Here is a 21341-nt window from a genome sequence, read left to right as displayed (position 1 = left end):
AATGACATTGAGAGGAGGGATTGATCCATGGTAGTCCGCAGTGCCGCGGCGCCCCCAACACCTTGGTCTAAAGACCTAGCAGAGCCCAAGATCCACGAAAGCGCCTATGTGCATTCTTTCTCGAATCTAATTGGTGACGTCACAGTTTGTGAAAACGTGCTCATCTCTCCGGGGACATCCATCCGGGCAGATGAGGGCGCGCCTTTTTATATTGGGTCGGCAGCAAATATCCAGGATGGTGTAGTCATCCATGGCTTAGAACAAGGGCGAGTGGTTGGCGCCGATGGCCAAGACTATTCTGTTTGGATTGGCGATCGCAGTTGCATCACCCACATGGCCTTGATCCACGGCCCTGCCTACATTGGCAACGACTGTTTTATTGGATTTCGGTCTACGGTTTTCAATGCCCGAATTGGGGACGGCTGTGTCATTATGATGCACGCCCTCATTCAAGATGTAGACATTCCCCCTGGCAAATACGTCCCCTCTGGGGCCGTGATTACCAGTCAACAACAGGTAGAACGTCTCTCCAATGTGACCGATGCAGATCGTGTTTTTGCGAAGCGAGTCATCGAAATCAATGGTGCTCTACTCGGGGAGGCTCCTAATTCTAGCAATGTGGAACCAACCACAGACCAACCAATTACCCCTTCCTCTTCTAAAAATATAAGCGGTACTAGTGACAACCAATCGGTGGGAAATATGAGTTCAAACGGAGATCTTTACAATCAGGTGCGTGGCCTCGCGGCTCAGGGATGTACCTTCACGGCAGAACATGCGAACAAACGACGCTTCAAGACCAAATCTTGGCTGAGTGCTGGCTTTGTGGAGGGTCGCTCTGCTGATCAAATCATTGCTAATTTGAGCCGAATTCTTGCAAATCACGCTGGGGAATATGTGCAATTGATTGCGGTTGACCCCAATAGCAAATCACGTTCTGCAGAGATTATTGTCCAGCGTCCTGGGGATAATGCCCCGATTCAAGCTGCTTCTGGTAATGCTTACAGTGCACCTGCTCGCAGCAGTGGTGGTGGTGTACAGTCAGGGGCTGTTAGTGGCGATCTAACCTCTCAGATTCGCTCCTTCGCGGCCCAGGGATGTACCTTCACGGCAGAACATGCGAACAAACGGCGCTTCAAGACCAAATCTTGGTTGAGTGCCGGTTTTGTGGAAGGCCATTCCGCTGAACAGATCATTGCTAACGTTAGTGCTCTATTGGGCCAATATGCTGGTGAGTATGTGCAGCTGATTGCCGTGGACCCTAACAGCAAATCCCGTGTTGCAGAAATCATTGTCCAGCGCCCTGGAGAAACAACGACCCTCGCTACTGGTGGGGCCGCCAATACCCACCGAGGCAGTGGTATTGTCAACACCGCAGTGGGAGGTGATGTTGCGAGTCAAATTGCTGCCTTGGCAAGTCAGGGATGCACTTTCACGGCAGAGCATGCCAGTACTCGTCGCTTTAAGACCCAATCTTGGTTAGGGGCGGGGTTTGTCGATGGTCATTCTGCGGGTCAAATTTTAGGGAATGTTCAGGCGATCGCCGGGCAGTTTCCCAATGAATATGTGCAACTGATTGCCGTTGACCCCAGCACGAAGACGAGAGTAGCGGAAATTATCGTCCAGCGTCCAGGCAACAGCGCTCCCACCCAGGCAACTAGCAACACCACCACAAGTTTTGCAAGTAGTGCTCCGGCAAACACCACCAATATTGGCTTTAGCAGCAATCATGGTGGCAATAAGCTCACTGGCGACGTGGTCTCAAAGGTGCGATCGCTCTTGATGCAGGGCTATAAGATCGGCACGGAGCATGCAGATAAGCGTCGCTTCCGGGTTAAGTCCTGGAGTAGCTGTGGCACGATCGATAGCACCCAAGAAAATGAAGTATTGCGTCGTCTAGAAACCTGCCTCCAGGACCATAGTGGTGAGTATGTGCGCCTAATTGGTGTGGATGAAGCAGCAAGAAGACGGGTGCTTGAGGAAATTATCCAGCGTCCTTAATCGCTTTTCCTATAACGCTTAGATGGGGGATTTCGTAACATCCCCCCGCTTTTAGTCCCCTAGTGATCCTTTGTAGATCACTGTTTAACGAACTATTGTGACTTCTCCGGCAATTACCTGTTCCGATATTCAAATCAGTGGTGATGTTAGAATTCACCCCCAAGCGGTTATTGCCCCCGGTGTAATCCTGCAGGCAACTGCTGGCTGCTATGTGGCGATCGCCGCTGGGGTTTGTATTGGTGCCGGGGCAGTGATTCAGGCCCATGGAGGAAACATTGAGATCCACAGCAGTGCGATTGTTGGAGCTGGTTGTCTGATCCTCGGTCACTGTTCTGTGGGTGAAAATGTCTGCATTGGCTATGGTTCGACTATTTTTCAAGCTTCGATCCTTGCCGCGACTCTCCTGCCCCCGAACAGTTTAGTCGGAGACACTTCGCGGTCAACAATTGCGCCCCCTCCATCGGCACCTCACCCAGGGGCAACATCGGCCGAGCAGGATCCTTGGCAAGCCGAAAGTGTTCCCACTCAGCCCCTAGACCAAGGGCGATCGCCAACTTCTCCCGTCGTAGAAAATGCCACTCCTCCTGAAACTAAGGCCGAAGTTATCTCCACAACACCAGATCTTCCCTCTCCCTCAGCGCCTACCGAAAAAGCACCTGTTGTGGGACAAGTTTATATTAATCAACTGTTAATGACCCTATTCCCTCACCAGAACTCTCTTAATAATCTAAATAAACCCGATCACCCATAACTTGAGCTTTAAGCTTGCGATTTATTGAGAGGCAATTAAATCTCCAAAATTCCCTAGAAAAATCATTGGGAAACACCCAAAATATTCATCTTTTCCTTCATGATTGCCCATAGGGGAAAAGCCTCTCCCTGCAAGCAATTTTAGTGAGAACCCCAGCGAGGAAAACCATTGAGTTTGCTGGGTGTTTTATTGTTTTTATGGGTCAGCTTGGGGTGTTTCTGTAGGCGTCAAGATCACAGCATTAGAAATGCTAATCAACTCAAAAAATAAAAGCAATCTTTTTTTGGTAACAAAAGAAAAAAATAAGTCGGCGCTGTGGTAACATATCCCACAGATTAAAGAAAGTCATAAGACTTGAATCTTCAGAATTTTAAAAAGCAACTTTGCCAACATAAGATTTTTGAAGTTTTCGACCAACGATACCCGGAAGGGTATTTATCTGTTCAAGATAAGCATTTTTGCTGGAGGAAAACCGCATGGTTCAGACCAAATCTGCTGGGTTTAATGCCGGTGTACAGGACTACCGCCTGACTTACTACACCCCCGATTACACCCCGAAAGATACCGACTTACTCGCTTGTTTCCGGATGACTCCCCAACCTGGAGTCCCCCCCGAAGAGTGTGCTGCAGCTGTTGCCGCTGAATCTTCTACTGGTACTTGGACCACTGTATGGACCGATGGTCTCACTGATCTCGATCGCTACAAAGGCCGTTGTTACAGTGTTGAACCTGTTCCCGGTGAAGACAACCAGTATTTCTGTTTTGTGGCGTACCCCCTCGACCTGTTCGAAGAAGGTTCGATCACTAACGTTCTGACCTCTTTGGTTGGTAACGTATTCGGTTTCAAAGCTCTCCGGGCCCTGCGTTTAGAAGATATCCGCTTCCCCGTTGCGCTAATCAAAACCTACCAAGGTCCTCCCCACGGTATCACTGTAGAGCGTGACCTCCTCAACAAGTACGGTCGTCCTCTACTCGGTTGTACGATTAAGCCCAAGCTCGGTCTGTCTGCGAAGAACTACGGTCGTGCGGTTTATGAATGTCTCCGTGGTGGTCTCGACTTCACCAAGGACGACGAAAACATCAACTCTCAGCCTTTCATGCGCTGGCGCGATCGCTTCCTGTTTGTTCAAGAAGCCATCGAAAAAGCCCAAGCTGAAACCAACGAAGTTAAGGGTCACTACCTCAACGTCACCGCTGGTACCTGCGAAGAAATGCTCAAGCGGGCTGAATTCGCAAAAGAAATCGGTACTCCCATCGTGATGCACGACTTCTTAACTGGTGGTTTCACTGCGAACACTACCCTGGCGAAATGGTGTCGTGATAACGGCGTCCTGCTCCACATCCACCGGGCAATGCACGCGGTCATCGACCGTCAGAAGAACCACGGGATTCACTTCCGCGTTCTCGCTAAGTGTCTTCGCCTCTCTGGTGGTGACCACCTCCACTCCGGTACTGTCGTCGGTAAACTCGAAGGCGATCGCGCTGGTACTCTCGGTTTCGTAGACCTAATGCGTGAAGACTACGTCGAGGAAGATCGTTCTCGCGGTGTATTCTTCACCCAAGACTACGCCTCCCTCCCCGGCACAATGCCTGTGGCTTCCGGCGGTATTCACGTATGGCACATGCCTGCCCTCGTTGAAATCTTCGGTGATGATTCCTGCCTCCAGTTTGGTGGTGGTACTCTTGGTCACCCCTGGGGTAACGCACCTGGTGCAACTGCAAACCGTGTTGCCCTTGAAGCTTGTATTCAAGCCCGTAACGAAGGTCGTAGCTTGGCCCGTGAAGGTAATGATGTCCTCCGTGAAGCAGGTAAGTGGTCTCCTGAATTGGCGGCTGCCCTCGACCTGTGGAAGGAAATCAAGTTCGAATTCGACACCGTTGACACTCTCTAAGCTCTTGGTGAGCATCAGTGAATGGGAAAGTTTGCCAAAATTGACCTATTCACTGATGGTTCCCTCCCATGGAGTTTAAAAAAGTTGCGCAGGAAACGGCGATCACTTTGCAGAATTACTTGACCTATCAGGCCGTTCGTCTAATTAGTCAACAGCTTAGTGAGACCAATCCTGGACAAGCCCTCTGGCTCAGTGAGTTTTCGGAACGCCATCCCGTTCAGGCCAGTGATCTGTACCTCGAAGCGATGATGGCAGAAAACAAAGAACTCGTCCTCAGAATTTTGACGGTACGGGAAACTCTGGCAGAGAATGTTTTGGAATTTTTACCAGAAATGGTTTTAAGCCAAATTAAGCAGTCCAATGGAAAACATCGTCGTTCTCTCCTAGAGCGTTTAACTCAGGTTGATTCTTCATCAACTGATAGGGCCCAAGCCAACAGCGTTGAGTCCGATCTTTCAGAAGATTCTGAATAAACTTTGATCCTATAAAGAGGACATAAATCAATGAAAACTTTACCTAAAGAAAAGCGTTACGAAACTCTTTCTTATCTGCCCCCCCTCAGCGATCAGCAGATTGCTCGCCAGGTTCAATTCATGATTGACCAGGGCTATATTCCTGGCGTTGAGTTCGAAAAAGACCCCACTCCTGAACTGCACCACTGGACTCTTTGGAAGCTTCCCCTCTTCAACGCATCTTCTGCCCAAGAGGTGCTTAATGAAGTGCGTGAGTGCCGTAGTGAGTACTCTGACTGCTACATCCGGGTTGTTGGCTTCGACAACATCAAGCAGTGTCAGACTGTGAGCTTCATTGTTTACAAGCCCAACCAAACCCGCTACTAAGGTTTCAGCAGCTTTTGTGAACTGAATTTTATTTGAATCATGCGGCATGCGATCGCCCTGAAGGTGATCGCATTTTTTTGTTTAAGTTTAAAATTATTGCAATCCTTCTATGGCGAGAACCTCATCCTAATCTTATTTACGAATTAACTGCAAAATGATGCTGAAGTCCTTTAAATCTCTCTGTAGCACGGTGGCGATCGCCTTGGCTATTAGTGTCAATCCGAGCCTTGTCTTTGCTGAAATCGAACCCCCGAGCGAAACTAAAACTGCCTTAATCAATGAACTCCGCGCCTTGACCTTCCGTGATGAAAATGCGACCCAGATGTTGGAACTGATGCTGAAACAGATCCAAGATCAAGCCACCGGCATGGGCAACATGGGCAATGAATTTTTTGGCGAAGAAATGGATCCCGAAACCTTGGCCACCATTCAAGAAAGTGTCACCCGCATCACTGATCGCATTTACACCCTGATGCAGGAAAGAATCGACTTCGTCGCTCTCCAGCGGGAGATTGATTTTACGCTTTACAACGAATATTTCACAGAAGCTGAACTACAAGATTTAATCGCTTTTTACAAAACCCCCACCGGCCAAAAAACCGCCGCAATTTTTCCTGAAATGACTGAACGTTCCACGGCGCTGTTTAGTGAGCAGTTGACCCCTGCCATGGTGGACATTAGCCAACAAGTAATGCTAGAAGAATTTGCCTCTGCTTTTGAAATGTTAGATGATCCAGAAGCTTTAAATACTGAAGAATTAGAGGACGTTGAAGTTGCTAATTAATTATTAAAATTGTACAGATTCGGTGTTTTGCAGTTTGCCATCATCAAATCTTTTCACCCTGGAAGTGAGTTAGATTTTCCTGATTGCTATTGGCCTTTTCTTTGAAAAAAATCATCATCTACCCCCCAAAGCTCAAGACTAAATCTTTAGTGTTCTATTCCAATACATAGAACTGGTAACTCCCTTAGAATAGTCATAGAGGAATCAGATTCAGGGGAAATTTGAAAGATGAAAAAACGCGTGACCCTAACCTTTCCCCAAGACACGGTACAAATGCCTGTCACCTACCGTTTGGCGAAGGATTTCAACATTGCGGCCAATATTATCCGTGCCCAGGTAGCCCCCAATCAGGTGGGGAAATTAGTCGTAGAGCTCCAGGGGGATATTGATGCGATCGAAATGGCCCTGGAATGGATGAAGGGAAAAGGGATTTTAGTCTCCCTGGCCAGTCGAGAAATTGTGATCAATGAAGAGATTTGTGTCGATTGTGGCCTTTGTACAGGGGTTTGCCCGACGGGAGCCCTCTCGTTAGACCCGAAAACTTTCCGCCTCAAGTTTGCCCGCCAAAAATGTGTTGTTTGTGAACAGTGCTTGCCTGCTTGTCCCGTTCAGGCGATCGCCACCAATTTTTAAAGTAATTTTCTTGAAAATCGCCATGGTTGATCACACCAAATTGGCACTAAAAATGCGTCGTTGAAATGGGGTGATCAGTATGCCTTAAAAGAAAAATTGAGCCATAGATTTTATTTTCTAATCAGAGGAATTACAAATCCTGTTCCAATGTTCAAAAAAAAGCCAGAAGCTTTGGATGACAAGCGTTCTACTTTCTCGGTTGTAAGCGGCGAGATTGTTCCTCACAAAAATATCCCCTAGGATATTGTTAGGAAATCTTCACTTTTATGTGCCATGAAGCAAGCGTCAGACTTTCAACGCCACACAGAGCCAGCAGACCAAGGATTACGGCTAAAAAATCATGGCAACCTATTTTATCTATTAGCAGTAGCAGCGGGTTTGATTTTTTTACAGGGCTATATGATTGCCCCTTTGATTCCCCGATTAGCAGAAATTTTTGGGTCTTCTGTGCAGGAAATTGGCTTTATTGTGCCCATTTATATGCTGTCCTACGCCCTCACTGCCCTTTTCTACGGTATTCTCTCGGATCGTTTCGGACGCTGGGCGATTATTCAAGTCGCATTGGTAATTTTTGTTATTTTCACGGGATTAACGGCGACCTCCCAAAATGTTTCCCAATTGGCGACCTGGCGTTTACTGACGGGGATTGGCGCGAGCGGCATTATTCCAATGACCTTTGCGTTGATTGGTGATTTGTTTCCCTTTGAGCGACGGGGGGCAATGTTGGGCCTCATTTTCGCAGCAATGGAAGGGGGCATGGCGGCAGGTTCCGCTGGGGGAGCAATTTTAGAACCCTTTATCGGTTGGCGGACTTTGTTTATCGGGACGGCGATCGCCGCAGCTTTGGTCCTGTGGCGGTTGCAACCTTATGGCGCGTTGTTTGACGAAGCGCCCCAGAAAAAACTCCCTTCCATGCAGCAGGTTTTTCGGGGTTACTGGCAGGTGTTACGGAGTTTTCGGGGTCAGCGCACCTACGCCTATGTTCTGTGGAATGGGATTTACCATGCGGGGGTTTTTACGTGGCTCGGTCTATATTTGTCCCAACGGTTCGCGATGAGTCCGTTAAATATTGGTCTGACGATCCTTGGTTACGGCATCCCCGGTTTGTTACTGAGTGCTTGGATTGGAAAAGCAGTGGACCGTTGGGGGCGGCGATGGTTGGTGCCAGCGGGCCTGGTGATGGCGGCGTTGTCGGGTTTGGTGATGATTTTGCCAATTACCCCCTGGATGACGACGGTGGCGGTCATTGTTTTGTCCATTGGCTATGATCTGACGCAGCCGCTCTTTGTGGGTATTGTCACGGATTTAGGCGATGACGATAACCTCGGCCAAACGATGGGTTTGAAGGTGTTCACGCTCTTTACGGGGTTTGGTGTTGGGAGTCTAATTTTCGGAGAATTACTAAACTGGGGCTTTGATTGGGCCTTGGGAATTTTTGGCGGCCTACAGTTATTGGCAGGTCTCCTGGCATTGTTCTTTTTCTGGTGGGAAGTGCCTTGGCGGCGATCGCCCGAAATTGGTTCCTAGGGAAATTTGCGAAAGAATAGTTACTGAGGTTTCGTGGCCTGCAGTAAACCATAGCGAATTAAACCCCGTCGAAAACCGCTTTTCATTAAATCCAAAGCTAATGCCCCTTGAATCGTTTGCCAGCCTGCTTTGACTACGCCAATCACAGCATCGGGAGAAATGGCAGAATCAATCACCTGATCCCAAAAGGGGGCAACGGCGGTAGACCAATCGGCGGTTTCAATATTCTCTAAACCACATTCGGCGGCGATCGCCTGATAATCCGGTAAGGAGATCACATAGGGCAAACAATACACCCGATAGATCTCCTCTAAATGCTTTTGTTCAGCAGGGGTGAGACTCCCCGCCACCGAATCTGTTGGGCGATGACACCAGGTGGCCATTAGTAGTTTGCCGCCCGGCTTGAGCACACGCGTGCATTCCTGGAGAAATTGCCGCTTATTGGGCATATGTTCACCACTTTCGAGGGTCCATACCAGATCAAATTCTCCATCTCGAAAGGGCATGTTTAGAGCATCAGCGACTTTAAATTCTGTTTGTTCTGTTAGATTGTGCGCCGCTGCCCGCTCTGTGGCCCGGTTTGCTTGTACTGGCGAGAGGGTGATCCCAACGCCTTCTGCATTAAACTTTTCTGCGAGATAGAGAGTACTACCCCCAATACCGCAACCTACATCGACAAAACGTTCAATTTGCTCAACTTTACCCCAAGCCAAAAATTCCTCAATCAATTCAATTTGTGCCTGGCGCCGATTGAGCCGCTCTGTGCCACCAAAGCCATAGAAATCATGGTGCATATGTTCTCCCCAAATTGATTCCCATAGAGGACTTGAGGCATCATAAAATTCACGGATTTGCTGATAAAGCTGCGCTGCCATAGGGGTTTCCTTGTTGAATCTTTTCTTTAATCTTCGTATTCGATCAAAACCTGCACCCAATGGGGGGGACGGGGAATCGGATTACCCAGGCGGTCTAACATCAACAACGCCACCAGATGCACCACGAATAGGTATAGCATACTGTTAATAATCAGCATGACCAGGGCCAAAAGCTGAATGACGAATAAACTGGGCGAAGTCAATAGGCCCAAGCGCAAAAATAACCAATCGGCCATCTGGGAAATTTGGGAAATGACATAGATCCAGAGATCTTCCCCGAGCAACAGCGACAGCAGCCAGACCCGAAAGAAAAAACCCAGGGTTCCCAAAATTGTGCCTAGGGCAATCGACCAATACCAAGATCCTTGCCGACGCCATAGCCAGCCGAGCTGCACACCGATTAAGCCATAGGGAATCGTGTAAATAATGCTACGGGTTGGCCCCATGAGAATAGAAAGCAGTAGCCCTGAGACCAATGTGGACATCCAAGCAGCCCGGGAACCCCAACGCAGATATACTAAGGCGATCGGCAAGGGGAAGAAAAGGCGCAGGAGAGGGCCAATGGGAAAATAGTAATTAATCAGCCAAATAAGGCTCGCCGTGCTCGCCAAAAAAGCTGTTTCTACAACTACCAAGGTTTTACGGTGCTTGGTGGGGGAGGTAGGCGATGGCGGCGCAATGATTTCGGGTTCGTCGACTGGGGATAAGACAGTTGCTGGGGTGACGGCGGCAGGAGGTGTGTCTAAGTCTACCCAGTTTACTTCCTCAGGAGAATTGGTCGGATCAGAAAAATGCTCAGTCACAGCGATCGCCTAATGGATGATGTCATCGAGGGCGCTCATATTTGGAATAAATATGGCATCAGGAGTGCGCCTAATTAAACCCTTCTTCTCTAGCTTAGTCAAAACCCGCGTTACTGTTTCCCGGGCCAAACCACTGAGGCTACTTAATTCTCGGTGGGGTAAACTGGGAATTTGCATACCACTTTGGTCACTGCTGATCCCCTGACCTTCTGCCAAAAAGACCAGGGTGTCAGCAACTCGGGCAACGCTATTTGTTTCCCTAACCTGGAGACGACGATTGATCTGTCGTAGGCGTTTAGCCATTAATTGTGCCAAGCGCACCCCCACCAAAGGCTCTGTATGCACGAGCTCCACAAAATCAGCGGCGGGGACACTACTGATGAGAGTCGGGGTCAAGGTAATCACATCCGTAGAGCGAGTCGCTTCATCGAGAGCCGCCATTTCACCGAAGAGTTCACCAGGGCCAAGGATATTGAGGGTAATTTCTTTGCCATCTAGGTTGTAGGTGCGGATTTTTACCCAGCCAGTTTGAATGAAATAGACCGATCCGCCCCAATCTTTTTCGAGAAGAATAGTTTGATGGGCCGGATAGGGTCGTGTCACAAGGTGGCCAATGGCTTTCTGGAGACTAATTTCTGGCACCCCTTGAAAAAATGGTAAAGCCCGGAGAAAAACGGGAGAACTGTCATCACTTCGAGAATAGGAAGGAGATTCGGCCATGGCGCTTGGGACAAGGGGAAATATGACACAGAGGTGAGGATTAGCAACGGATCTTTCTAGCCAAAAATATAGTTAGGCGATCGCCTCTAGGTTCCATCCTATTATGCAATGGCAGTGCTGACCGACTATCGTCCCTGGGAACTTTTCCCCCTGAATCTTAACTATTCCACCTCTGGCCCACAGGGATTCACCGCCGGCACAACAAAATCTTCAACCAGTTGCCCCTCCAAGTCAGTGAGGGCAACCCAACCATTGTTGCCTTCTGTCAAGGGTTGAGAATTGGCGGGAATAGTTTGCGCACTACTGCGGCATAACTTGAGCATCACTTGGAAGTCAGCGGTAATTTCCTCAACCCGGAGGATACTCCCCCCTGGAATCACAAGCGTATCGGGTACGGTTGCGCCTGGGATGGTCGCGGCGGTCAAGTTCGCTTCATCTTGGAGCTGCAAGATTTGATTTTTAGTGAGGGCAATGGGTTCAGTTTCTAGTTCGCCGCCGGGTAGCGTGACCGGGGAGGAGGGTTCGGGGGCATCAGTAATCGGGACTGGATTAATCAAGGGTGGGGTCGCTGGCGGGGTCGCCTCCCTGGTGGAGGACCGTCGCCATTGTTGCCACAGAAGACCACTAATGCCCAATAAACAAAAAGCGCCAATGGCCATGAGCAGCAAGCGATTAGAGGTCCTACTTGCCGGGGCCTGGCCCCGTAACCTGGGCATTTGGGTTTTGGCGGGCGGTGCAGTGGATTTGGCCTGGACGAGGGTCGGTTGTAGTTGGGTCAATTTCGGGAAGGCGATCGCCAGATCCTGGGGGTGATTTTGTACCCTCACATCAAGCAAAGCAATGGTACTGTTGTCATGGCCGTTTTTCGTATTGGCGATTTCAATCAATCGCTCACCCACCTGGGTTAGATCTTTTGCTCCCTGTAGAAGAGGGGCAATTTCCGTTTGCCAATGGGCTTCTACTTGACCCTCATCGCTCAACCCATCGGAGCAGAGCAGATAGATCGCATCTTGGTCAAGGATAGAAGTTGTTACCGTCGGATGGATCGAATGGGAAGGGCTCATTCCCAAGGCCTGTACCAGAGCCCCGGCCCCCGGGTAGGAAAGGGCATCTTTGTAGAGGGCATAACCCAAGCGCACTTCCCGGGAGCCGAGATCATCGTCGTAGGTCATTTGATGGCAACTAGTAGCGGTAATGCGATAAATTCGGGAGTCGCCCACATGGGCCAGATAGAGTTCCGGGCCGTGGATCCAACCCATTACAAGGGTCGTGCCCATCCGGTTGCGGTCTTGGCGACGCTCCTGGTCATTTTGCTCGCAAATAACATCGTTAGCTCCCAGGACCGCTTCGGCAATTTTTTCTTGGATGAGAGCTCGATTTCTGGGGGGATTGGCCGCGAGAATAATCAATTGTTTCTGTAACTGCTCAATGGCGATCGCCGAAGCCACTTCCCCCTGCTCATGGCCGCCAATACCATCACAAACAATGGCTAAAGGTTCCTCTGGGTAGAGCTTTCCGGGGGGAGGAAAACAGGCATCCTCATTGTGGTCACGGCTTGGCCCCGCATCTGTCTGGGTATAGACCCGGTAGTGGTAGTCATATTGCGATCGCCCAAGCTCTAAAGCGCCCTGGTGTAGAATCTCATAGAGCTGTTGAGGCTGTTGAATGTGTCCCTGGAGTAACCCCTGTTGAAGACGAGTACAAAAAGGTTGAATCACAGGATCCACCTGATTGAGCAGATCTTCCCAGACCTTGCCGAGGCGCTGCAAATTAAGGGGCTGATTCGGTTCAAAACGCAACTTTTGGACCTGCACAATCCCCCCATGGATCGCCCAGTCTTCCAAATAATAGGCAGTGGGAACGACGCCCTGCTCCAGAAAATCTGGCAGTAACCCGGCGATTTGCATCAACCAATTCAAGTGTTGTAGCGGTGTCGCCGTGGCCCAAGCTTCCGTGAGAGCAGCAAACAGCTGCGGAAATTGGGGGAGGCCATCTTGCCCCAATGGTACCGAGGGATATTCGAGTAGCCAGCCCTCTTGGGGGGTGAGTAAGCCAAAAACTTCGGGGATGTGGAGGAGGTGTGGGGACAGACGTAGATAGCTTTCGATGGCCGCCGGAAAGGTCTCGGTGAGCACAGGTAAAAGCCGTGGTTTAGTATCGAGGACGATATCCGGCGTGTCTGTAACCCAATAGCGATCGCCTTCCCCTACGAATGTCCGGGGAGTGAGCTGTAAATGGGGGGCTCCAACAAGCCGGAGATAACGCTTGATTACCGGTGTTTGACAGAGGGGACAGTGGGATTGAGCCAACGAAGCTACCCCAGGGCAGTCGTTTTTTCCACAAGAAATCGTTACCTTAGAAATATCCATTACATCTGTGCCTGATGGGGGCAGATTAGCAGGGGAATTCCCCACATAATCACTAATTTAACGTATTCTTTGCCTTGCACTTTCAATGATTCTGTCCCTTGACCAACGCCAAAAGCTCGATCCCAGCGATGACCAGCTTTTTTATGACTATCCCCGTTTCGTCACCCATGTGGATGATGGATTCATCGCCCAACTCACCGGACTCTACGAAAAACTCCTCGGGCCGGGTAATCGTGTCCTGGATTTAATGGGGAGCTGGGTCTCCCATTTGCCAGATTATCGTTTTCAGGAAGTGGTAGGCCACGGGATGAACGCAGCGGAACTGGCGAAAAACCCGCGTCTTGACCGCTATTTTGTCCAAAATCTCAATGTTGCACCCAAGCTTCCCCTTGCTGATCAAAGTTTCGATGCCGTGTTGATTGCTGTGTCGGTGCAATATTTACAATATCCAGAAGCGGTTTTTGCCGAAATTCAACGGGTGTTGGCCCCAGGTGGTGTCTGTGTGGTGAGTTTCTCGAATCGGATGTTCTACCAAAAGGCGATCGCCGCCTGGCGGGATAGCTCTGATGAAGAGCATCTGCAACTGGTCAAACGTTACTTCCAGCAGACCCCGGGTTTTGCTCCCCCAGAGGTCATTGCCCAACGCTCAACCCAGCCGCACCTGTTGCAAATATTTGGGATTGGAACCCGAGATCCGTTCTATGCGGTCTTTGCCCACCGGACTTGATGCGCATAGTACCCAAACGCAATAATTGTTCATCAAACCCTAGTCTCCCCCAGTGAGCATTGTAGGATGGAGAGGGTATCTTAAGAAAAAAGCACTTAAAAAGCTTTTCCTACCTTTGTTTTTCTCGAAACAGAAGGTCTACGCCTAAAATATTTCTTCGCTTTCCGGGGTTCATAATTATGAGTCAAGCTGCTGTGCCCTCTCCTGAACAACATAATTCTCATGCTTACCAAAATGTGATGGAGAGCTTGGTGCATAAAGAGATTCATCGACAGCTTAAGCGCCTGCCCCAATCATTGCTGGAATATATTGACACAGTTGAAGTGGCAACATATGCCTTAAACCGTTTGCCTCCCCTCTATGCGTCTAGTCAACGGGGTAAAGAAAAGCAAGAAGAAAAGGGCATGGCAGATCTAAAAGCGGACGTTAATACGGCTGTACGTCATGCGATCGCCGCTGTACAGCGGGACCCAATTCGCTCTTCTAGTCCTTTGCCACCGCCGAAGTATGCCCAATATGAAATGGCCGAGGCTTCCCTGCGGGACCTCGAAAAACTCCTGCGGGATTCTTACCTCATTGAGTCTGACGCCCCAGAAATGAATTGGGACACCTTAAAGGTGATTATTGCGAAAGCGCTGAAAAAATCAGCTGTGCAAGGAGCACTCCACCGTCACATTGAAGATGTGATTTTCGATTGGGAACACCGGGACTATATCCCCCCAGTGTTTGACTGGCAAGACGCCCATTATAAATTCTAGGGGCGATCGCCTGCCTTATTTTTTCTTCGACGCCATGCCTGAAACCGATTTCCCCCTGGTTTACCATTATCCTGAACTAATTCCCGGCATTTTACGTCGACGTTACAAACGCTTTCTTGCCGACATTGAGCTAAATTCTGGCGAAATGGTAACGGCCCACTGTCCGAATACGGGGCCTATGACCGGGGTCTGTGAGCTGGGTGCCCCCGTGATGCTCTCAAAAAGCGATGACCCGAAGCGCAAATTAGCCTACACCTGGGAAATGATCCAATTGCAGACCCCAGAACCCACCTGGGTCGGGGTGAATACAGCCCTGCCAAACCGGGTCATTAAAGCGATGTTGCTGGCTAAACAAATCCCGGAATTAGCTGATCATTACGATACCGTGCGCCCAGAAGTTCGTTATGGCATAGACAACAAGAGCCGGATTGATTTTCTCCTGACAAAACCGGGGCGATCGCCTTTCTATGTAGAGGTGAAAAATACCACTTGGACCAAAGGGGAAATGGCACTGTTCCCAGATACTGAAACCACCCGGGGCCAAAAGCACCTCCAGGAATTGAAGGATCTATTACCCGATGCTCAGGCGGTGATGCTCTATTTTATTAATCGGGCCGACTGCAACCGCTTTGCTCCCGGCGATAGCAAAGATCCTAAATATGGCAAACTTTTTCGTCAGGCGATCGCCGCCGGTGTAAAAATTTTACCCTGTCGTTTTGCTGTCAACCCAGCGGGTATTCGCTATTTGGGTTTAGCCCCCTGGGAGGTGGCCGAAGCGCCCTCATTTTTATAACTGACTGTGCTTGGTATGGCTTGAGTTTTAACCGCACCAGACAAGCCCCCTATTCACGGTCAATCTCAGATTAAATAGGGTAGACGAGAGAATAAGCCAGCACTCCCTTGGCTGTATCTATGGCGCCAGGATTAGTCGTGAACCTATGCCGATGGTATAGCCAAGGGGCTGACACCATTTAACCATTTACATCATCGGAACGCCGACTTCTTCTGGCTTTGCTCCATAGTAGGCATATGAAGAGTGACCAGTAGATGTACTTCTATCTTGGCTGTTGGCCACCACACCCAGAATAGGAATATTAGCTTGTTTGAGGGTGGCGATCGCCTCAGCAACAGCCGAACGTGGGGTTTTATTTAAAGTGACGACTAAAATCACACCATCGGCATGGGAGGCAATCAGACTGGCATCGGCGAGCCCCAATATGGGAGGCATATCATAGATAACCAAGTCAAACATTTGTTCAAAATCCTGGACTAGGTGCTTCATTTTTTGCGAAGCTAGCAACTTTGCCGCATCAGGCGGTGGGTTACCAGATGTCAACACAGAAAAGTCCACGAACGGAATTGGTTGCTGAAAAAAGTCCTTGATCTCAGCGTCGCTAATATCACTTGTCAAAATGGTACTGAGGCCGTCATTTTGCCGTAGATCAAGTCTCTGAGCAACCTGAGGACGTCGCATGTCGCCATCCACAAGCAATGTTTTTTGACCCAGAATAGCAGCCGTTGGGCTCAGGTTCAGTGAAATTGTTGATTTACCATCCCCTGGTAAAGCTGAAGTAATCAAAATGGAACGCAAGGGGCGATCGGCACTCAGTAGTTTTAGGTTCGTATGCAGAACCCGTAGTGATTCAGAAAATCCAGATGCACCATAGTAATCACGGGATCGGGCCCGGTTACCACCGACTAATTTCTGCCATGTTTCTGCAACCGGAGTTGGAACAAGTGATGCAAACCAACGTTTGAAGCGAAGCATGGGGGGCAACAATGATTCCGTACCTTCCATGACTTCATACTTCTCCTCGTTGTAAGGAATATTCCCCAACAACGGTAGCTTCGTTTGATTTTTGAGGTCCTCTGTGGAGTAGTAAACGTCGGTAAGCTTATCGAGAAGTACAGCAGCGCCCAGGCCAAGAATAGAGCTGAAGACAAAGCCTAAAATTAAGCTACGTTGGATATTGGGTGAAATGGGCGAGGTAGGACGAATGGGGGCTTCAATAACTTGCCAGGGAATTTCTGTCTGAGCTGCTTGTATTTCGAGATTTTGGCGATTTGTAAGAAATTGCGTTAACGCTCCGGTCGCAATTTGGAGTCGCCGCTGGAGATCCGTATACTGACGATTGAGGGCAGCTAAATCCTGAAAAGATTGTTCAACTTCCGCTTCCGCTTGGTTAAGGGAGGGGATCTGGGCCTGTAAAATTTGCAGCTGAGTCATCGCATCTGCCAGTTGGGTTGTCCCCACTCGTTCGGCTTCTTGTTCGAGAATAGGTAATAAATTTTGGCGCTCTTCCTCCAATACTTGAATGTTTAAACTATCATCTTGGAAACGCGTTGATTCTTTGGCAATATTGGCGTCAATTGACCGGAGTTGACCAAGCAGTTGCTGATAGGTCTGCGCATCTTTTAGAGCAGCCAATGCTCCAGTTTCTCCTTGGAGAGCCTGGACTCGGTTTTGAGCCTGGGCAATTTCTTGCTGGAGTTGGAGACGCCGTTGTTCTATGGTTGCTGCTGTTTCGGCCAGTTGATCGGCTTGCGCCTCTGGGTCAATGAAATTATATTCTTGACGAAAGTTTTGCAGTTCTCCCTGTAGGTCATCTACCTGCTGCTGTAGACTAGGCAGCTGTCGGTCAATAAACTGCAGGCCTTGTCTAAAATTGGTTTGTCGCTCAGCCAAACTGTACTCCAAATAAACCGAGGCTAGTTGTTCTAATACTGCTTCGATTTGATCAGGATCCGCGCTTTGATAACTAACTTCTAGGATCTTTGTATCTCCCGGTTGAGTAATGCTGAGATTACCAAACAAGCTTTCGTAGTCGAGGTCAGGATACTGTTCTTGTAGAGGTTGAATAACCTTTTGAAGCAATTCAGGACTGCGCAAAACCTGAATTTGAGTCTCATAGTCTAGGCCGCCTGCTCTGACGCCAAGATTTTGCTGGAGGCCTTGGGCTAGATTAGAAAGACTAGAAATGTCGTTATTAGAGTTGACCGACTCGACCAATAGACGAAAGCGAGAAGCATATACCCGTTCTTGGGATAACGTGTTAACGGTGATCAGCCCCATACTAACGGTGGTTACTCCCAGAATTAACCAGACCCGGCGCCGAACGACAGATAAAAATTGACCCAGATCAAAGTCTTCCTCCTCTACCAGTTGTAACGAGGGAGCGACGGGAGCAGACATCGAAATGGGTGTTCCGTTATTCCTGTATTGAGCAATAGTGTTATTGGTAGTGTTTTTATCCATGAATCAATTTTTAAAATAGGAAACGGAAAGGTAGGAGATTTCGCAATGGACTCAAAATAAGTGAAAGCCCGTCCGTAAAGCTAGCCGCCGCATTTCGATCAACAATAACAACGTCATTGTTCCATAGTATTGGGTTGGCTTGGGTGTCAGCACCTTGGGAAAAATCAACTTCAAATTGTTGTTGGAGAATGGTGCCATTGGGATTCAATCGAATAAGTTCCACACTTTTTTTACGTGAGCGATCAGTGAATCCTCCAGCAGCGAACAAAGCTTGATTTAAGGTCGTATTTGCAGGAACACGAACAGCGCCAGGACTCGCGACTTCGCCTACCACGTTCACAAGAATTTCATCAGGGGATAGATTAGTTGAGACAATTTGGGCGGCTTCGGCATCGGATAAGGACTCAGCCATCGCAATAGAAATAGTATCCCCCTGTTGTAAGACCAAATCCTGGGTAAGATCCCCTGATTGAAAAAGCTCCCAAAAATCAATGTCAATGGTGCGGGGAGCACCGCTACGAGTGAGGCGACGAACTTGGATACTACGAATATCGGCTGAGGGTTTAATCCCTCCTGCTTCTCGGATGGCTTGGGATACGGTGGGATTTGCTTGGGACCCACTGCCTGTGAGACGGTAGATTCCCGGACGAAACACCTCGCCAATAACACCGATGTCTAGTGTAGAAGGAGTGCCCATCAAATTGGAGGAAGCCATTTGAGCTGACTCCATTAAGTTCACCGTTTCTACTGCTGGGATAAGAATAGTATCTCCATCCCGGAGAGCAATATTTTGGCTTGCGTCTCCGTTTTGGAGAAGTTCCCACAGATCAATGGCAAGGCTCTGTCTCGATCCAGATGAGGTGAGGCGGCGAATTTGTACTTGCCGTAAATCGGCAGTTTGGGTGAGTCCCCCTGAGGATTGAATAGCTTGCACAATGGTGGGCGATTCGCTGCCATCTAGGGTATATGAACCAGGTGTGTTCACTTCTCCAGAGAGAGTTACCCGGAGAGGACGAGGCTCTAATAAAACAAGGGTGATTCGGGGATGACGTAATTCTGACTGGTAGCGGGTGGCGATCGCCTGCTCTGCCGCTTCAATAGTTAACCCCGCAACGGGGACCTTGCCAATGGCAGGTAAATTAAGGGAGCCATCCGCAAGCACCCGTTGGTTGCCACTATATTCAGGAACATTAAACACACTGATTTCTAGCTGATCACCTACACCAAGAATATAGGTACGATCAAAATCCATTCCCGGCACGGAGATTGACGGTATGTTCATCCGCTGGGGGTTTTGCGCTTGCAAAGATTCATATTCTGCAAAGCTAGAAGTTGTGGCAATGCTGGAAGCAGTAGCAGCCCTTAATGCACCAGGGATTAGAACAAAGGCTGATGTACAAAGCAGGATAAAAAATTGCATTGAGCAAGCTCCTGGAATTTATGACTTAATCCAAGAATTTAAAATTTAACACAACAATATAACGGCTGATGGGCTGTTTCAGGGCAGCGATGGGCTGACATTAGCCCCAGTGTACAAGAAAAACTAGAAATAGGACTCTCTGAATATTATTGGGCTAGTGGCCATAGAAGTTAATAAGACGCGAATTCCTTGTCCTGCCAACGGTTCAACACATGAAAATACAGAAACATCTTACGCCAATTGAACGAGTTTCATAGATCGAAGGGGAACCTATAATCCATGCTTGGTGTCTTAAAAACTCCTGCAACCCAGTGAAATCAGATTTATTGAGACTAGAATGGGAAAGCTGCAAGTGGCCGAAACCCTGATTTCTCGTATGAAACTAACGAACCAGAAGCACAATTCTTCCAGAAACTCAGATAACCAGCCATCTACAAAGCGTCGCGATCGCAACCGCAATCGCTCCAAACGCCGGGCTATTTTATGTCCAATTCATCAGTGTTATTTAGATAGCACCAGCCAAAAATACCCAATTTATGCGGATAGAGTAGATCTGCTCCAAAATCGTGGCATAAGCCGAAGGAAAGCGCTACTGCTCGTCGCAACGAGAACAGCTGTCCCACTACAAGGAGAATGGCTAGAGGCCTTTTGGTGCAGATGTTGTCAAGAGACAAAATGGTATCATGTCCGAAAACAAGATCATAAGTACCAAATATCATTGGCATCCCCTGAATTATGGCAACAGGCAACAGGCGTGATCTCAGCCCAAGGCAATCCTTCAGTTGGTGAATTTACACGTCGCCAATCACAATGCCGCAGTTCCACTACTGTCAGAGACTTTCGCTATGTCAACTAGTTCTCCATAGGGCCTAAAGGTACGGTATTTTTTTTGATAAGATGCAACAAAAAAGAGTTTGATGTAACGTTTAATTTGTTGCCATTTTTACTAAAATTAGTGCTGTATGGAAATACTTATATGTAGACAAGATGATACTTGGAATAAGTTATGCTCTACATTTTGGTACTTGACTAATTAAAATAAATTGAATACATTTCAATTACCTTATTGAAGAATATACATTTAGTGTCTTGGTGCGCTAGAGTGAACTTTGACGGTTCTTGCAATCTCAGTTCCTCCAGTATCCCTTCACTTGCATGGTTCCATTACTTTGGAAACGAAAGTGAAGTTTTTGCAGAAGTAATCTGCCTGTTTATTGTTAGATAGATTAAATTTACTGGGATTGGGGGATAGTAGCTTAATCCTTAGCTCGATAGAAATCTATACATAATCCATTACTCCAATCCAGAATACTGTTCTTTTTGTACTCTTAATTTATTCTTAATCCAAGTGTCAATAACTCTTCCTACATCCAAGATTAAACCAAAGCCTCGTTTGACGGTTCTAACTCAGTTCTTTCCTCCTGACTTCGCGCCCACAGGCCAGCTCATTGAAGAATTAACACGACATCTGAGTCAACAAGGGTTAGATATCGATATCTTTACGGGTCAGCCGGGATATGCGTTTCGTTCAATGGAAGCGCCAACACTGGAGCAAGTTGACGGAATTAAAGTTAAACGATCACGTATAGCCCAGCTCTGGCCGCGACGGATTCGGGGCAAAGCAATCAATGGTATTTTGTTCTTGCTGCGGACAATTCTCCATCTCGCAGTACGTCGACGCAAAACAAAATTGCTCTTAATCACAACAGCACCTCCTTTTCTCCCCGTAGTGGGCTATTTCGTAAATCTTATTTTCCGTGCCCCCTATGTGTGTCTGCTATATGACCTCTACCCTGACATTGCCGTTGAGCTTGGGGTTGTTAGGGAGCAGCATTGGATTGTTGGCATTTGGCAAGAGCTAAACAAGAGGGCCTGGCGTCGTGCCCAGGGCTTGATTGTGCTAAGTCCAGCGATGAAACAGCATATTGCGCAACTTTGTCCAGAGGTTGAATCAAAAATAACAGTTATTCACAGTTGAGCGAATCC

General features: G+C 48.4%; 19 protein-coding genes. 13 read left to right on the top strand and 6 right to left on the bottom strand.

The genetic code is table 11. From position 1 onward, the window contains the following. The first annotated feature begins 27 nt into the window (after positions 1-27). The 8 genes from ACZ45B_RS07980 (at position 28) to ACZ45B_RS07945 (ending at position 8427) form a co-directional block, all read left to right on the top strand. Positions 28-2001 (top strand): ribulose bisphosphate carboxylase small subunit, encoded by a 1974-nt coding sequence (locus ACZ45B_RS07980; protein WP_024546363.1) that lies wholly within the window; start codon positions 28-30, stop codon positions 1999-2001. Positions 2002-2098: 97 nt separating this feature from the next. Continuing rightward, a complete protein-coding gene (locus ACZ45B_RS07975) occupies positions 2099-2752 on the top strand; it encodes an LbetaH domain-containing protein (RefSeq protein WP_024546364.1) in 654 nt (217 codons plus the stop codon). A 476-nt stretch (positions 2753-3228) separates the two neighbouring features. After that, a complete protein-coding gene (locus ACZ45B_RS07970) occupies positions 3229-4644 on the top strand; it encodes a form I ribulose bisphosphate carboxylase large subunit (RefSeq protein ID WP_024546365.1) in 1416 nt (471 codons plus the stop codon). A gap of 68 nt (positions 4645-4712) precedes the next feature. Then, positions 4713-5117, top strand: coding sequence for a RuBisCO chaperone RbcX (rcbX, locus tag ACZ45B_RS07965; RefSeq protein ID WP_024546366.1), 405 nt, complete (start codon positions 4713-4715; stop codon positions 5115-5117). A gap of 30 nt (positions 5118-5147) precedes the next feature. Next, the gene (locus ACZ45B_RS07960) at positions 5148-5483 is read left to right on the top strand and encodes a ribulose bisphosphate carboxylase small subunit (RefSeq protein ID WP_024546367.1); all 336 of its coding nucleotides are present in this window, start codon (positions 5148-5150) and stop codon (positions 5481-5483) included. A gap of 154 nt (positions 5484-5637) precedes the next feature. Further along, the gene (locus ACZ45B_RS07955; protein WP_024546368.1) at positions 5638-6267 is read left to right on the top strand and encodes a DUF2059 domain-containing protein; all 630 of its coding nucleotides are present in this window, start codon (positions 5638-5640) and stop codon (positions 6265-6267) included. Positions 6268-6495: 228 nt separating this feature from the next. Further along, positions 6496-6900 carry an NIL domain-containing protein gene (locus ACZ45B_RS07950; RefSeq protein ID WP_024546369.1) on the top strand — a complete coding sequence of 135 codons (405 nt, stop codon included), beginning with the start codon at positions 6496-6498 and terminating at the stop codon, positions 6898-6900. A 273-nt stretch (positions 6901-7173) separates the two neighbouring features. Continuing rightward, positions 7174-8427 carry an MFS transporter gene (locus ACZ45B_RS07945; RefSeq protein WP_024546370.1) on the top strand — a complete coding sequence of 418 codons (1254 nt, stop codon included), beginning with the start codon at positions 7174-7176 and terminating at the stop codon, positions 8425-8427. Between the two features lie 20 nt (positions 8428-8447). Here ACZ45B_RS07945 and ACZ45B_RS07940 read toward each other — a convergent pair whose 3' ends face one another. The 4 genes from ACZ45B_RS07940 to ACZ45B_RS07925 all read right to left on the bottom strand — a co-directional run bounded on the left by ACZ45B_RS07940 (position 8448) and on the right by ACZ45B_RS07925 (position 13194). Beyond that, entirely contained in the window at positions 8448-9302 is an 855-nt protein-coding gene (locus ACZ45B_RS07940) for a methyltransferase domain-containing protein (protein WP_024546371.1), read from the bottom strand. 26 nt (positions 9303-9328) lie between these two features. Continuing rightward, positions 9329-10105, bottom strand: a complete 777-nt coding sequence (locus ACZ45B_RS07935) for a DUF2232 domain-containing protein (RefSeq protein ID WP_024546372.1) — start codon at positions 10103-10105, stop codon at positions 9329-9331. Between the two features lie 9 nt (positions 10106-10114). Beyond that, a complete protein-coding gene (locus ACZ45B_RS07930) occupies positions 10115-10825 on the bottom strand; it encodes a Crp/Fnr family transcriptional regulator (RefSeq protein WP_024546373.1) in 711 nt (236 codons plus the stop codon). 161 nt (positions 10826-10986) lie between these two features. After that, positions 10987-13194: a PP2C family protein-serine/threonine phosphatase gene (locus ACZ45B_RS07925; RefSeq protein ID WP_024546374.1), complete on the bottom strand. Its 2208-nt coding sequence runs from the start codon at positions 13192-13194 to the stop codon at positions 10987-10989. Positions 13195-13279: 85 nt separating this feature from the next. Between ACZ45B_RS07925 and ACZ45B_RS07920 the strand changes: the two genes are divergently transcribed. The 3 genes from ACZ45B_RS07920 to sfsA all read left to right on the top strand — a co-directional run bounded on the left by ACZ45B_RS07920 (position 13280) and on the right by sfsA (position 15472). After that, a complete protein-coding gene (locus tag ACZ45B_RS07920; RefSeq protein ID WP_024546375.1) occupies positions 13280-13921 on the top strand; it encodes a class I SAM-dependent methyltransferase in 642 nt (213 codons plus the stop codon). A 179-nt stretch (positions 13922-14100) separates the two neighbouring features. After that, positions 14101-14679 (top strand): late competence development ComFB family protein, encoded by a 579-nt coding sequence (locus ACZ45B_RS07915; RefSeq protein WP_024546376.1) that lies wholly within the window; start codon positions 14101-14103, stop codon positions 14677-14679. Between the two features lie 34 nt (positions 14680-14713). Continuing rightward, positions 14714-15472 carry a DNA/RNA nuclease SfsA gene (gene sfsA, locus ACZ45B_RS07910; RefSeq protein WP_024546377.1) on the top strand — a complete coding sequence of 253 codons (759 nt, stop codon included), beginning with the start codon at positions 14714-14716 and terminating at the stop codon, positions 15470-15472. Positions 15473-15658: 186 nt separating this feature from the next. Here the strand turns inward: sfsA and ACZ45B_RS07905 are convergent, their stop codons facing one another. Together ACZ45B_RS07905 and ACZ45B_RS07900 are read right to left on the bottom strand one after the other, a co-directional pair. Next, entirely contained in the window at positions 15659-17872 is a 2214-nt protein-coding gene (locus ACZ45B_RS07905; RefSeq protein ID WP_051352949.1) for a GumC family protein, read from the bottom strand. 73 nt (positions 17873-17945) lie between these two features. Then, positions 17946-19187, bottom strand: a complete 1242-nt coding sequence (locus ACZ45B_RS07900) for an SLBB domain-containing protein (protein ID WP_024546379.1) — start codon at positions 19185-19187, stop codon at positions 17946-17948. A 22-nt stretch (positions 19188-19209) separates the two neighbouring features. On the opposite strand from ACZ45B_RS07900, the gene ACZ45B_RS07895 reads away from it, so the two are divergent. Then, entirely contained in the window at positions 19210-19404 is a 195-nt protein-coding gene (locus tag ACZ45B_RS07895; RefSeq protein WP_024546380.1) for a hypothetical protein, read from the top strand. Positions 19405-20748: 1344 nt separating this feature from the next. Beyond that, positions 20749-21333: a glycosyltransferase gene (locus ACZ45B_RS07890; RefSeq protein WP_201766593.1), complete on the top strand. Its 585-nt coding sequence runs from the start codon at positions 20749-20751 to the stop codon at positions 21331-21333. The last annotated feature ends 8 nt before the right edge of the window (positions 21334-21341 follow it).

This window comes from Picosynechococcus sp. NKBG15041c, assembly GCF_055380235.1.
The sequence above is the reverse complement of the archived record's forward strand: the minus strand, read 5'-3'. Positions and strand labels throughout refer to the sequence as shown.